We start from the raw sequence: 13505 nt of genomic DNA, 5'->3' as shown, positions 1-13505 counted from the left end.
TTATTCCTTTTCCGACAGATCGATGGACGCCGACCCGCCTCCGCCATCGGCGGAGCGGATGATATGGGCGGCCTCGGCAGCATGGGCGGCGGCGTTACGGCGCTTCATCTTCTGCGCCCAGCGGGGCGGTTCGCCGGAACCGCCACCAGAAGGACCGCCGTTTCCACCGCCATCACCTCCTCCAGCCGGGCCACCGCCTCCAGAAGGTGCCGGTCCGTTATCCCCGGCTCCGCATTCGCCTCCCTCCCCCATCCCGCGCGCGGCCCAGCGTCCACCGGCGGCATAGCTTTCCTTGAGGGAGGAGCCTGCACGCGAGGCCGCCCCTTTGACGGCATTCGCGACATTCCCACCGACGGCGCGGCCCATGCCGCCGATCCCGGCGGCCATGCTGCCCGCGCCGCCAGACGCGCCTGCGGCTCCAGCCGAATAGGCGGAAGTAGCCGCCCCGGCGATCGCAGCCCCTCCCCGCGCAGCAGCAGCGGTCGCACCAAGGGCGGCGGCACCACCGGAAGCGACAGCCCCGACACCGGCCGCCGCAGCAGCACCCATCGCACCCACCGCCATACCGGTGCCAACAGCCGCTCCCGCGCCAAGCTGCGGAGCGCCGGAGATCAGACCATTGGCGATGCTGCCGCCAAAAATGGACAGACCAACAATTGCAAGCGAGGCCAGCACTACCGAGACAGCCTGGCCGATGGTCGGCACGTCGCTGCCATAAGAGGTTGTGAACTGGGCGAACAGAACGGACGCAATGGCGGAAATGACCGCCAGCACCATGATCTTCACACCCGACGAGACGACATTTCCCAGCACCTTTTCGGCGAGGAAAGCGGTGCGGTTGAACAGGGCGAAGGGTATCAGGATGAAACCCGCCAGCGTGGTCAGCTTGAATTCGATCAGGGCGACAAAAAGCTGCACGGCCAGAATGAAGAACGCCGCGAGCACGATCAGCCAGGACAGGCAGAGCACGAAGATCTGGATGAAGTTCGTAAAAAAGGCGACCGGACCAAGGAGATTGTGAACGGAGTTCAGAAGCGGCTGCGCCGCATCGAAGCCCGTGGATGCCAGTCGGCTGGGCCGCAGGAAGTCTCCGAGTGCCAGATTGCCGCCACCGGCTTTCAGGCCAAGGGCCGCAAAACTGTCAAAGACGGTTTTCGACAGACTGGAAAAATTGCTGATCAGAAAGGAAAAGAAGCCGATATACAGCGTCTTCTTCACCAGCCGCTGGATGATGTCCTCATCCGCAGCCCAGGCCCAGAACAGGCCAGCCAGCGCCATATCCAGCACGGACAGTGTTCCGGCCAGTGATATCACATTCCCCTTCACCAGACCGAAGCCGCTGTCGATGGTGGTGGTGAAGGTATTCAAGAAGGTGTCGATAACGCCCACATTGCCCATCGCCATGGCGGTCAGTTCCCGCTGCTGCCGAACATCGACACCGTGCCCGGCACATAGGCGTCATGCTGGGAAAAATGCTGATACTGGAATTCACTTTCTGCTTCCGTCGCCGCATCGCGCGCCTGTTGCAGGGCTGTGGCGCGGCCATTGGCGGCAAGTTCGGCCTGAATGTCGGACAACTGGCGGGACTGTAGCGCCAGGAGCTGGTTTCCCGCCTGCGCCGCTTGCAACGCCCCGGTCGATGTTTGGCTGGCCGAAACCAGTTGCGTCATGGCCGAACTGTCGCTGGGGATGTTTCCTACCACCCGCGCCTGAAGCTTTAGGGCATCCTCAAAGCCGACTACGGAATTCTGCCAGCGTGTCTGTGCCTGACTGAACAGGGCGCTGTCGGACATTCCCGACGAAATTGACGTATAAGCCTGCTGGTACTGCTGCTCAACCGAGGTCACCGAATAAGCGATGTTCTGCGCCTGCCCGAGCAGTGCCGTGGTCTGGGAAATCGTCGATTGCAGCGTCGACAATGTCGAGAGCGGCAACAGGGCGAGGTTCTTCGCCTGGTTGACCAGCATCTGCGCCTGATTGGCGAGGGACGTGATCTGATTGTCGATCTGCTGCAATTCCCGCGCCGCGATCAGCACGGTCTGGACATGCGCAGCCCCATCGTAGACCGCCCATTGCGCGTGGGCGGGTTGCACCGAACTGACGCCGGCACCAACAGCCAGGGCCATGACGGATGCCAACAGCCCCATACGACGGAAAAATTTTGCCCGGATGCGGAAAAGTTTTTCCGTCATGGCACGCCCTCCGATCGGCGATCGTCACGCAGAAGGTCGGCCGCCCACGCAACGCCGCGTGCTTCGAACCAGGCCGGGAGAAAGGCGTCTGGCCCGTGTTCCGCCAGCACACTGTCGATCAACCGATGATCGTCTTTTCCCGAAGCTGCACAGAGAGCGAGTGCTACCGGCCCCAGTCCCAGTTCGAACAGGCGATTGCCGCGTTGCGTCTGGCAGTAATATTCCCGCTTCGATGCCGCACGAGCGATGATCGCGATCTGCCGGTCGTTCAGGCCGAAATCCCGATAGAGTGCCATGATCTGCGGCTCGATCGCCCGTTCGTTCGGCAGAAAGATGCGCGTGGGGCAGCTTTCCACCACAGCAGGCGCAATGGCGCTGGTGGCGATATCGGACAGGGACTGCGTCGCGAAGATGACGCTGGCATTCTTCTTGCGCAGGGTTTTCAGCCACTCCCGGAGTTGCCCCGCGAAATCGCCGTCATCCAGCACCAGCCAGCCCTCATCGATGACCAGGAGCGTCGGGCGGCCATCCAGTCGGCCTTCGATCCGATGGAACAGATAGGACAGCACGGATGATGCCGCGCCCGAGCCGATCAGACCTTCGGTCTCGAACACCACGACATCGGCCTCACCCAGCCGCTCAGCGTCCGCATCGAGCAGGCGGCCATAGGGACCACCGAGACAGTATGGGACCAGAACCTGCTTCAGGGCGTTGGACTGGAGAAGTGCCACCAGACCGGAGAGCGTGCGTTCATGGCTGGGCGATGACGCCAGGGAATTCAGCGCCGACCAGAGATGAGCTTTGACGTCCGGCGTCAGCGCCACGCCCTCGCCAACAAGGATCTGGCCGAGCCATTCGCTGGCCCATTTGCGCTCATCGGGATCATCAATTCGCGCCAGAGGCTGGAGCGAGACACTGCCGCCCTGTTCTCCCGCCAGATCATCCTCGGTTAAACCGCCACCGAGATCGTGCCAGTCTCCACCCATCGCCAGTGTCGCGGCGCGCATCGAGCCGCCAAAATCGAAGGCAAAAATCTGTGAACCCACGTAGCGGCGGAACTGGAGCACCATCAGCGCCAACAGCTCCGACTTCCCCGCTCCTGTTGGCCCCGCGATCAGCGTGTGCCCCACATCGCCGGCATGAAGCGAAAACCGGAAGGGTGTGGCGCCCGCCGTCCTGCCGTAGAAAAGTGGCGCTGCCCTGAAATGCCCGTCCTGCTCCGGCCCCGCCCAGACGGCCGACAGCGGAATCATATGGGCAAGATTCAGGGTCGAAACCGGCGGCTGGCGCACATTGGCGTAGACATGCCCTGGCAGAGATCCCAGCCATGCCTCCACCGCGTTGAGGCTTTCGGTCATGCAGGTGAAGTCGCGGCCCTGGATGATCTTTTCGACAAGACGAAGCTTTTCGGCCGCGATGGAGGCGGAACCGTCCCACACCGTTACGGTCGCGGTGATGTAAGCCTGCCCGACATCATCCGCGCCCAGCGACTGGAGCGCGAGATCGGCATCGGCTGCCTTGTTGGCGGCGTCATTATCCACGAGAACCGATGCCTCGTTGGTCATGACCTCCCGGACAATGGCTGCGATGCTCTTGCGCTTTGCGAACCACTGCCGACGGATCTTCGTCAGCACCTTCGTGGCATCGGTCTTGTCGAGCAGGATGGCGCGGGTGGACCAGCGATAGGGCATTGCCAGCCGGTTCAGGTCATCCAGAATTCCGGGGAAGGTCCGCGACGGAAAGCCGGTGATCGTCAGGGTCTTGAGGAAAGCGTCGCCCAGTTTTGGTTCCAACCCGCCCGACAGCGGCTGATCCACCAGCAAGGCGTCAAGGTGCATGGGAATTTCCGGCACCCGCACGCGCTGGTTCCGCGTCGAGATCGTGGAATGCAGATAGGTCAGCGTCTCCCCGTCATCCAGCCATGCCGCTTCGGGCATGAACCCATCCAGTAGGGCCAGAAGCCGGTCGGAGCGATCGATGAAGGAATTCAATATGCTATGCGGGTCCGGCCCATCGTGCTCCCGGCCCTCATAGAGAAATCGTTCAGCACGGCCTGATGATTCCGCAGGCGGCAGCCAGACCAGGGTCAGAAAATACCGGCTCTCGAAATGCGCGCCCTCGTCCTCGAACTGCTCACGACGTTCCAGGTCGACCATCTGACTGGCCGCATCGGGAAAATCGCTGTCGGGATAAAGCGTGGCGGGAACGCGCTGCGCTTCCACGAACACGGCCCAGCCTGATCCCAGACGGCGCAGGGCGTTGTTCAGCCGCCCGGTGACACCGACCAGTTCGGCAGGGGTGGCGCTATCCAGATCCGGCCCTCGAATTTTCGCCGTGCGCTGGAATGAACCATCCTTGTTCAGGACGACACCTTTCTCCACGAGCGCGGCCCAGGGCAGGAAATCTGACAGGAGGGCGGCACGATTACGATATTCACCAAGGGACATCATGGCCCTGCCCTCCCTACGCCCGCAGCCAAGCGGGATAGCGCAGATGCCGCCGCCCCACCTCGATGAAGAAAGGATCGCGCTTCGCCCCCCAGACCGCGAGCCCGTGGCCGACGATCCAGAACACGGCCCCGATCAGCCATAGCCGCAGGCCCAGCGCGATCGCAGCCGCCAGCGTGCCGTTGGCGATGGCGACGGCACGGGGCGCCCCGCCCAGCAGGATCGGGTCGGTCAGCGAGCGATGCACCGGGAGATGAAATCCCGGTACCGCATCATCGTCATACCCGAGCGCCATTAGATCAGCGCTCCGCCGGAGAAGGAGAAGAACGAGAGGAAGAAGCTGGACGCTGCAAAAGCGATGCTGAGTCCAAAGACAATCTGGATCAGGCGGCGGAACCCGCCCGATGTTTCTCCGAAGGCCAGGGTCAGGCCTGTCACGGTGATGATGATCACCGAGATGATCTTGGCCACCGGCCCCTGCACGGATTCCAGAATCTCGTTCAGGGGCGTTTCCCACGGCATGCTGGATCCTGACGCCCATGCCGATGACGCGAAAGCAAGCGACAGCAGCATGGCTGTTCCGAATACACGGAGATCCGGCACATGCCGGTCAGGGCGTGCGACAGCGCACACGATGGTGCGCAGACGTGAAGGCGGCATCATGATGATTCTCCATTGGCAGAGCAGGATGTTTCGGGAGACGAGAGGCTGACCGGACGGATGCGATAAGCTCCGGTCGTGGGATCGAGGCCCTCGATTTCAGCCAGTTCGGACAGGCGGCGTGCCGTGCCGCGCCCGGACAGGATCGCGATCACGTCGATGGTTTCGGCGATCATGGCGCGTGGCACTGTCACCACCGCCTCCTGGATCAGCTGTTCCAGACGATACAGGGCAGCGAGCACCGATCCGGCGTGCAGCGTGCCGATACCTCCCGGATGGCCGGTACCCCATGCCTTGACCAGATCGAGCGCTTCAGCCCCACGCACCTCACCGATGGGAATACGGTCTGGTCGCAGACGGAGACCGGAGCGGACAAGGTCAGAAAGGGTGATCACACCTTCGCGGGTCCGCAGCGCTATGAGATTGGGCGCCGTGCATTGCAGTTCGCGCGTATCCTCAATCAGCACGATGCGATCACCGGTTTTCGCCACCTCAGCCAGCAGGGCGTTGACCAGTGTCGTCTTGCCGGTCGATGTCCCGCCGGCAACCAGGATGTTTTTCCGTTCCACGACAGCGCGGCGCAGGAAATCCGCCTGGGCATCGGTCATGATCCCCGCCTCGACATAGTCGTCGAGGGTGAACACGGCGACAGCGGGCTTGCGGATCGCAAAGCTCGGGGCGGTCACAACGGGCGGCAGCAATCCTTCGAACCGTTCGCCGGTTGGCAACTCGGCCGAGACACGGGGCGCACCCTCATGCACCTCCGCCCCGACATGGTGCGCGACAAGACGCACGATGCGCTCGGCGTCGGCGGGCGTAATCCTGTCGCCCGTATCGCTCACCCCCTCGGACAGACGGTCGATCCACAGTCGCCCGTCGGGGTTGAGCATGACCTCGACCACGGCAGGATCAGCGAGATGCCGGGCAATCGCCGGCCCCATCGCCGTGCGCAGCATGGAAATCCCGCGCTGTCGGGCGCCACTCTCAATCGGTGTGACCGCCATGGAAGCCCCCGTCTGCTTGGGTCATCCGGCCTCTCCGGACGACGACGGGGATCATTAGAGAGTGCTGTTTTCTCCCGTTTTCAACAGCATTTTCCTGCGATCGTACAGGATCGTAACGGATGCGGTTTTTACTTGCGGATCGCGGGATCAGGATTCCGATGTGGGAGACACATCGTCGGGAATCTCCTGCCGGAAGAACGGCCCTCGGCTGAGTCGCCGTCCAAGCGCAGCCACGAACGCCTCATAGCGTTCCGCCCCCTGCGCCCGCGCGGCGGCTGCGGCCGGTTCCGGCAAGGGCGGGCTGACCGTCATCCAGTAGCGGATGAACAGAGCCAGCGTCTCAAGACTGATCCCGAGATCGCGCTCCATGCGGGCGACCTGCCGGTCAAGGCGGTCCAGCCTGCGGCTCATCGCCGCCTCCCGCCGTTCATCAGCATCGGGTGACAGGAAGGATGCGATGGCGGCCTCCGCCACCAGGGACAGGGACAGATCGCGCCGTGCCGCGTGGGCGGTCAGGGCGTCCAGCAGCTTCGGTTCCAGATAGACCGACAGCCGCGCCTTCTTTGGGGATGTCCTCATCACGCCCTCACAGCCCCAGATCGTTGCCACGGTCGAGCCCGGCCTGCCGGGCAATCCGCGTCAGATCCGCGCGGTCCCGTGCTTCCGGATCCGGTGGCAGTTCCTCGCCAAAGAGGTCAGGTGCCGCACGCCGCTTGCGTTTGTCGGCATCCGCCGGGTCATGCTCGCGCGACCATTTCCGCCCCGTGCCGAGGGATTCATCACTATCGGCATCATCGGGTTTGTCGGGCGCTACCGATGACGTCGTCTGCTCCGGCGAAGGCGGGGCAGGAGGTGGGCGGTCACTCCAGTCATCGGGCCTGATGGGCCGTGGCAACTGCGCCGGATCAGGCGGTGGCAGGACGCGCTCGACGAAGCGGCGATCCCGGAAATACCGCGCTTTCCGTACGCGGATCGGTGGACACCCCGCCACCATGACCACTTCCTCCCGTGCCGGGATCTGCATTACCTCCCCCACCGTCATCAGGGGCCGCGCGCTCTCCTGACGCGAGACCATGAGATGCCCGAGCCAGGGCGACAGCCGGTGCCCGGCATAGTTCTTCTGCGAGCGGATCTCGGTGGCCACACCCAGACCGTCGGACACACGCTTCGCGGTGCGTTCATCGTTCGTGGCAAAACTGACCCGGACGTGACAGTTGTCCAGGATGCTGTTGTTCTGGCCGTAAGCCTTGTCGATCTGGTTGAGGGATTGCGCGATCAGGAACGCCTTGATCCCATAGCCCGCCATGAAGGCCAGGGCACTCTCGAAGAAGTCGAGCCTGCCGAGGGCGGGAAATTCGTCGAGCATCAGCAGCAGGCGACGCCGCCCCTCCCGGCCGGACAGATCCTCCGTCAGCCGCCGCCCGATCTGGTTGAGGATCAGGCGGATCAGAGGCTTGGTGCGGCTGATATCCGACGGCGGGATGACGAAATACAGGGAGACAGGCTGGTCGCCCTCCAGCAGGTCGCCGATCCGCCATTCGCAGCGACTGGTCACGGTGGCCACCACCGGATCGCGGTAGAGGCCGAGGAACGACATGGCGGTGGACAGCACGCCGGAGCGCTCGTTGTCCGATTTGTTCAGCAGTTCTCGCGCAGCAGACGCTACGACGGGATGTGGCCCCTTCCTGTCTAGATGGTTCGTGCGCATCATGGCGGACAGGGTCGCCTCGATCGACCGCTTGGGGTCGGAGAGGAATTTCGCCACCCCGGCGAGGGTCTTGTCGTCCTCGGCATAGAGCACATGCAGGATCGCGCCCACCAACAGCGCATGGGAGGTTTTCTCCCAGTGGTTGCGCCGCTCCAGCGAACCCTCGGGATCGACCAGGATGTCGGCGATGTTCTGCACGTCACGAACTTCCGACGCCCCGCGCCGCACCTCCAGCAGCGGGTTGTAGGCCGAGGACGCCGGATTGGTGGGGTCGAACAGCAGCACCCGCCCAAAGCGATTCCGGAAACCGGCGGTGATCTGCCAGTTCTCGCCCTTGATGTCATGGATGATGGCCGAACCCGGCCAGGTCAGGAGCGTGGGGATCACCATGCCCACACCCTTACCCGTACGCGTCGGCGCGAAGGTCAGGACGTGCTCGGGGCCATCGTGTCGGAGATAGGCCCGGCGGTATTTGCCCAGCACGACGCCATCCTCGCCCAGCAGCCCCGCCGCGCGGATTTCCGCGTCCTCGGCCCAGCGGGCGGAGCCATAGGTCGCCGCGCGCTTCGCCTCGCGGGCACGATGGACGGACAGCGCCACTGCGGCGGCAAAGGCCAGCACCCCGCCCGAACCCGCGATCCAGGCGCCACGCGCGAAGACCGCTGGCGCGTAGGCGTCGAACTCGTACCACCACCAGAAGAACAGTGGCGGGGCATAGACCGGCCAGCGATGCAGGACCGTAAACCACGGGCGGCCGAGTTCCGGCTGGAACGCTAGCTCCCAGGCTGTCCACTGCGTCGCTGTCCACCAGGACAGCACGATCATGGACAGGACCAGCAGCGCCTGTCCCCACTGGATGCGTGTTCCCGGCTGGTCCATCGATCCCTCCCCTTGTCATGGGAGACAGCGAAGAACCGGGATTTCTGGCGTGCAAGCACGATCCGGCACCCATCGTACCGTAGCGGGCAGGAGCGAAGAAATACTTGCATGTTGCGGTCTGGTGTCGGCATCCTCATCTTATGCGCACGACATGCGCATAAGGAGTCGGATCATGCCCAGCCGTACCAACCTCGGCGTTTCCTATGACCGGAACGCTCCCCGCCGCCCGGTCAATCTGTCGCTCAACACCGATCTGCTGGCGCAGGTCCGGGAAGTGACGCCCAATCTATCGGCAACGGTCGAGACCCTGCTGGGCGACTACCTGCAATCCGCGCGTCAGCAACGCGAGGACGAACAGCGCAAGCTCGACGGCGTGATCGACGCGGTGAACGATCTGCACGCGCGGCACGGTTTCCTGAGCGACGAATTCTCGACGCTCTGATCCGATGCCGCAATTCGCGATCTACCGAAACCCCGGTCGAAACCGGGACATTCCGTTCGTGGTTCAGATCCAGAGCAGCCGCCTGGAGCGCAGCATGGGCCGCGTCGTCATGCCGCTCGTCAGACGGTCTGCCAGCGCGCCACCGGATCATCCGCTGACGCCACATCTGCATGTCGAAGGAGAGGACGTCTTCGCCAATCCTTTCGATCTGGCGACCGTCCCTGCTACGCGACTTGGAGCCGCCGTCGGCGTCCTGTCCGAACGCGATCAGGACATGATCATCAGGGCGCTGGACGAACTGGTCAGTAGGGCATGATGGAGGTGCGGCTTCCGCTTGGCCCCCATCTACGGTGGGCAAGGCACACATGATCAGTAAGATTCGGCAGTTAAGGGTAAATGATGAAGCTAATGAACATACAGCGACAAATTGCTGATCTTGAACTGGGCGGTAGCGAATACTCGATTTTTGGAACTATCTATACCCACTCGGGATACAATACGAAAGCACAAAGTGAACATGCGATATTGGTGGGTTAATCAAAACCAAACCTACAAACAAGAAATCGAAGGCGGGTTCCTGTGGTCGCCCAAACGCCGGAAAGATGGCGGTCGCAACCATTTTTATGACACGATGACCGAAGTGCAGCTGGGCGACTTGGTGTTATCGTTTTGCGACACACAAATTAAAGCCGTAGGCATTGCACAGGGACCTGTTGAGTCCGCGAGCAAGCCCGAGTTGGGTCGTGTAGGCGACCAATGGAGCGACGAGGGTTGGTTAGTACCGGTTGAGTTTGAGGTCACTGAGAGGCCCGTACGGCCCAAGGACTTTATCGATGAGTTAACACCTCACTTAGCCACTAAGTATGCGCCGCTGCAGCCTAACGGCAATGGCAACCAGGGCGTGTACCTTACCGAAGTCTCGGAAGAATTTGCCCAAGTGTTGCTAGGCAAAATGGGTCTTTCTGTCTCGAAGATCGTGGCGACAGAACCAGTTGACGAAGCAGGTGAAGTTGCAGACGAACAGGCACAAACGGCCGTGATGGGACGCACAGATATTGGCGAGACTCAAAAACAGCAATTGGTTCTAGCTCGCCGCGGGCAAGGCGTGTTTAAGGCCAATGTACGACTGAACGAAAGACGGTGTCGTATAACTGGTGTATCAGATCCACGTTTTCTGATTGCAAGTCATATTAAACCCTGGCGTGACTGCACTGATCAGGAAAAACTGGATGGCTGCAATGGCCTGCTGTTGTCGCCACATGTTGATCGATTGTTTGACCGTGGTCTGATTAGCTTTGCCAATGATGGAACGTTACTGAAATCAGCCATGCTACCGCCTGAAGTTTGGTCGGCTTGGGGCTTGGATAACATTATTAACGTCGGCGCATTTACGAATGCACAGACAACCTATCTAGCGCAGCACAGAGAGGCAATTTTTAAAGGCTAATGAGGGGTTCGGCAATACGTCTCGACTGCCAATTGACCAAGGTCTAGGCAGCGTAGCTATGTCACGGACATCGACATTACGGATGGCCGATTGTCTCTCTCGCTGCCCAATAAACGACGGTTCGCTTCTCCGGACAGCCTGTCCGCTCGATGCATAAGCAGACAGGCAGAATCCGCCTCATTCCCGACGCTACATGCCCATGAGCATGTTCCCGAAACCGGACCTGCCTTGCGATCGTTGAACGGCTATGCATCGGATGCTTTAGCTGCGCGTCTTAGAGCCTGAATCAGAAAGCGGTTTGATTGATTTTCCGCAGAACTCTGCGGATATGGGCGATCATCAACCAAGCGCGGGATGACGAGAGTGTTGCCTCGACATCCTTCGTGAGGCGACGACAGCGTCCGAGCCATGCAAAGCTGCGCTCCACGATCCAGCGTTTGGGCAGGACGACGAAGCCTTCGGCCCGATCGCTACGCTTGACTATTTCGATCGTCCATCGGCCGAGTTCAGCCAGCGCATTACGCAACTTCTCGCCAGCATACCCGCCGTCACTGATCAGGTGGCGAAGCCAGGGGAATAATGAGCGTATTCTGGTCGCTACCAGCGGCGCACCGTCACGATCCTGAATGTCGGCGGGATGCACGACGGCTGCCACGACATGACCCTGCGTGTCGGTCGTGATATGCCGCTTGCGGCCCCTGATCTTCTTGCCTGCGTCATAACCGCGTGGACCGCCGTTGTCAGCAGTTTTAACCGACTGGCTGTCAATAATGCCTACCGAAGGCGTGGCGTCTCGCCCGTCCTGCTCACGCGACAGGATCGCGAGAATATGGTTCATCGCTTCCCATCATCCCTCGCGGATCCAACGGCAGAAATAACCCTGCACGGTCGTGAAAGCGGGAAAGTTACGAGGCAATTGTCGCCACTAGCAACCCGTAGTGACGATATAAAGGATCGCCTCCATGACCCGGCGCAAATCCGTACGTCGTGGTCTTCCCAGTCGTTTCCTCTCGGGCATCAGAGGCGCAATCAGCGCCCACTCCGCATCGCGAAGGTCGCTTGCATATTCCAGGTCGTCCCGGCGATAGTGCGCGCGGGCGATTTCAGTCCAAGCCATCTTGATCTCATCAGGTTCTCACAAACCCATGAATCATAACCCGCTGAAATCACTCAACTCATTTTCGGTCAGACACTAGATCGGGCCCAGCCCTACAAAATCAATGGGTCCTGAGCCTAGAGCAAGATATTGAATAAAAGTATTTATTTTTTTACACTCTTGCCATTTTCATGAATAACGTTCATAACTTTTTCTTTTCCATATTTTTTATATAGTATATTCAAAAATCTTTTACTTATAGCCGACCAGTCAGGATTACATAATCTAAAGTACTTATCTATATCAGAATACATTAAAATACATCTGATTAGGCCGTATATATAAACTTCCTTTGTATTGCTTTCCTCAATCACAATAGAATTAAAATAATTAATGAATTCTTCCGTAAAAATATTATTTAATTCATCAATATTAAAAATACCGAAACTTTTTAATTCATTTATTATCGGCATAGAATTTGATTTGAACATATTTAAATTTGATTTTGAATAATCGAAATTATTCCTCGAACAAAAATCTAGAAAAAACTTAGTTAAAGTAATACTATTTATTTCTTCTTTAGATAAATTTTCTGCCGTTTCTTTACTTATCTTATCTGAGTAATTATTGATATCATTAATAATTTCATTAAACCCCAAATCGGCTATTTCTAAAAGTCCTGCATATAAATTGATTTTTCTACTAATATCCGATGGCAAACCAGAATTGAATTTATAAGTTCTATCATGCGCTAATTCAGCCCATGCATGTTGCAATACGGTTCTAATTTGTAATTCAAATTTTAGATCAACCAACCCTTTGTACTCGGGTGAATCCCCTCGCCTTTTTCCTAAAGTACAAACAAAATGAACCGACCTATATCCTATCTTATCGTTACCAAGCTTCGAAGTCTGATCTAGGCTATTATCCTCATCAATCTCAAAAGCTCCTCTAATCATATCGATTATTTTTTTTATATCAGATTCAAAAAAAACAATAATTCGCACACCACATAAATCAGTCATCTGTTTTTCTATATCTGTATACTTTTTCCTTTCTACTTTTTCCAACGCGGATTTTTTATCTTTTACTCTTCCACTCACATTCAAATATTCAATATTATTTATATGCAAAAGCCGCTCTATAATCGAAATACAAGATTTTTTTAAATGATTATATTTTGGAATTTCTTTTTCCAGAAATTCTTCATTGCTATCGAATGTCATAAAATATTCCTGATCTTAAAAGAGTATCTGATACTTAAACAGGTTTTCCCTTATCTTTGCAAGCGCACCACATGCTCTGCCGTGGGTTTGAATCCCATCCCATTCACCACGTTCAACACATACACCGCCCAACCATCCAGTGCCTCTGCACATTCCCGCAGAAACTCGCTGCGCTGGTAAACGGCACCTACGCCGCTAATGGTGCCTTCAATATGGTTCAGCACCCTATCAGCCACATGCGGCCCAATTTTCAGGCCCTCCGCCTTATACTCTGCCCGTTCCAGCATAATTAGGGCTTTAAGCCGCTGGTGGCCACAGAGAACCCAGAAACGGGCGTTTTGCCGGTGGCACTCAACACAAAAGGCGAGATACGGCCGGCTTTTGCATTTGTTTGGCGATGAATA

The 13505-nt window shown here is 58.6% G+C and carries 13 protein-coding genes and 1 pseudogene; 3 read left to right on the top strand and 11 right to left on the bottom strand.

Translation table 11 applies throughout. The features are described 5' to 3' along the window. The 8 genes from trbL to OQZ28_RS14775 form a co-directional block, all read right to left on the bottom strand. On the bottom strand, nucleotides 1–1404 hold the full coding sequence (gene trbL, locus OQZ28_RS14810) for a P-type conjugative transfer protein TrbL (RefSeq protein WP_458136556.1): 1404 nt from the start codon (nucleotides 1402–1404) through the stop codon (nucleotides 1–3). Nucleotides 1405–1409: 5 nt separating this feature from the next. Further along, nucleotides 1410–2192: a P-type conjugative transfer protein TrbJ gene (gene trbJ, locus OQZ28_RS14805; RefSeq protein ID WP_458136555.1), complete on the bottom strand. Its 783-nt coding sequence runs from the start codon at nucleotides 2190–2192 to the stop codon at nucleotides 1410–1412. Beyond that, a complete protein-coding gene (gene trbE / locus OQZ28_RS14800) occupies nucleotides 2189–4642 on the bottom strand; it encodes a conjugal transfer protein TrbE (protein ID WP_458136554.1) in 2454 nt (817 codons plus the stop codon). The genes trbJ and trbE overlap by 4 nt, the downstream gene beginning before the upstream one ends. 13 nt (nucleotides 4643–4655) lie before the next feature. Beyond that, entirely contained in the window at nucleotides 4656–4934 is a 279-nt protein-coding gene (locus OQZ28_RS14795; protein ID WP_458136553.1) for a VirB3 family type IV secretion system protein, read from the bottom strand. Continuing rightward, nucleotides 4934–5302, bottom strand: a complete 369-nt coding sequence (locus OQZ28_RS14790; RefSeq protein ID WP_458136552.1) for a TrbC/VirB2 family protein — start codon at nucleotides 5300–5302, stop codon at nucleotides 4934–4936. Before OQZ28_RS14790 ends, OQZ28_RS14795 begins: the two co-directional genes overlap by 1 nt. After that, nucleotides 5299–6303, bottom strand: coding sequence for a P-type conjugative transfer ATPase TrbB (gene trbB / locus OQZ28_RS14785; protein WP_458136551.1), 1005 nt, complete (start codon nucleotides 6301–6303; stop codon nucleotides 5299–5301). The genes OQZ28_RS14790 and trbB overlap by 4 nt, the downstream gene beginning before the upstream one ends. A gap of 147 nt (nucleotides 6304–6450) precedes the next feature. Beyond that, nucleotides 6451–6882, bottom strand: a complete 432-nt coding sequence (locus tag OQZ28_RS14780; protein ID WP_458136550.1) for a CopG family transcriptional regulator — start codon at nucleotides 6880–6882, stop codon at nucleotides 6451–6453. A 7-nt stretch (nucleotides 6883–6889) separates the two neighbouring features. Next, entirely contained in the window at nucleotides 6890–8890 is a 2001-nt protein-coding gene (locus tag OQZ28_RS14775) for a conjugal transfer protein TraG (RefSeq protein WP_458136549.1), read from the bottom strand. 172 nt (nucleotides 8891–9062) lie between these two features. On the opposite strand from OQZ28_RS14775, the gene OQZ28_RS14770 reads away from it, so the two are divergent. The 3 genes from OQZ28_RS14770 to OQZ28_RS14760 all read left to right on the top strand — a co-directional run bounded on the left by OQZ28_RS14770 (nucleotide 9063) and on the right by OQZ28_RS14760 (nucleotide 10779). After that, nucleotides 9063–9332, top strand: coding sequence for a type II toxin-antitoxin system CcdA family antitoxin (locus OQZ28_RS14770; RefSeq protein WP_458136548.1), 270 nt, complete (start codon nucleotides 9063–9065; stop codon nucleotides 9330–9332). Nucleotides 9333–9336: 4 nt separating this feature from the next. Then, complete coding sequence (locus OQZ28_RS14765; protein WP_217421681.1) at nucleotides 9337–9648, top strand: CcdB family protein; 312 nt, start codon at nucleotides 9337–9339, stop codon at nucleotides 9646–9648. 201 nt (nucleotides 9649–9849) lie between these two features. Continuing rightward, complete coding sequence (locus OQZ28_RS14760) at nucleotides 9850–10779, top strand: HNH endonuclease (RefSeq protein WP_458136547.1); 930 nt, start codon at nucleotides 9850–9852, stop codon at nucleotides 10777–10779. A 286-nt stretch (nucleotides 10780–11065) separates the two neighbouring features. Here OQZ28_RS14760 and OQZ28_RS14755 read toward each other — a convergent pair. From OQZ28_RS14755 to OQZ28_RS14745, 3 genes and pseudogenes are all read right to left on the bottom strand, one after another. After that, nucleotides 11066–11896 (bottom strand): annotated as a pseudogene (locus OQZ28_RS14755) (IS5 family transposase). Nucleotides 11897–12039: 143 nt separating this feature from the next. Next, nucleotides 12040–13101: a GTP pyrophosphokinase gene (locus OQZ28_RS14750; protein ID WP_458136546.1), complete on the bottom strand. Its 1062-nt coding sequence runs from the start codon at nucleotides 13099–13101 to the stop codon at nucleotides 12040–12042. 50 nt (nucleotides 13102–13151) lie between these two features. Next, nucleotides 13152–13388: a hypothetical protein gene (locus OQZ28_RS14745; RefSeq protein ID WP_458136545.1), complete on the bottom strand. Its 237-nt coding sequence runs from the start codon at nucleotides 13386–13388 to the stop codon at nucleotides 13152–13154. Nucleotides 13389–13505: the final 117 nt, after the last annotated feature.

The organism is Komagataeibacter sp. NFXK3 (genome assembly GCF_054182245.1).
This window is presented reverse-complemented; position numbering and strand designations above follow the sequence as displayed.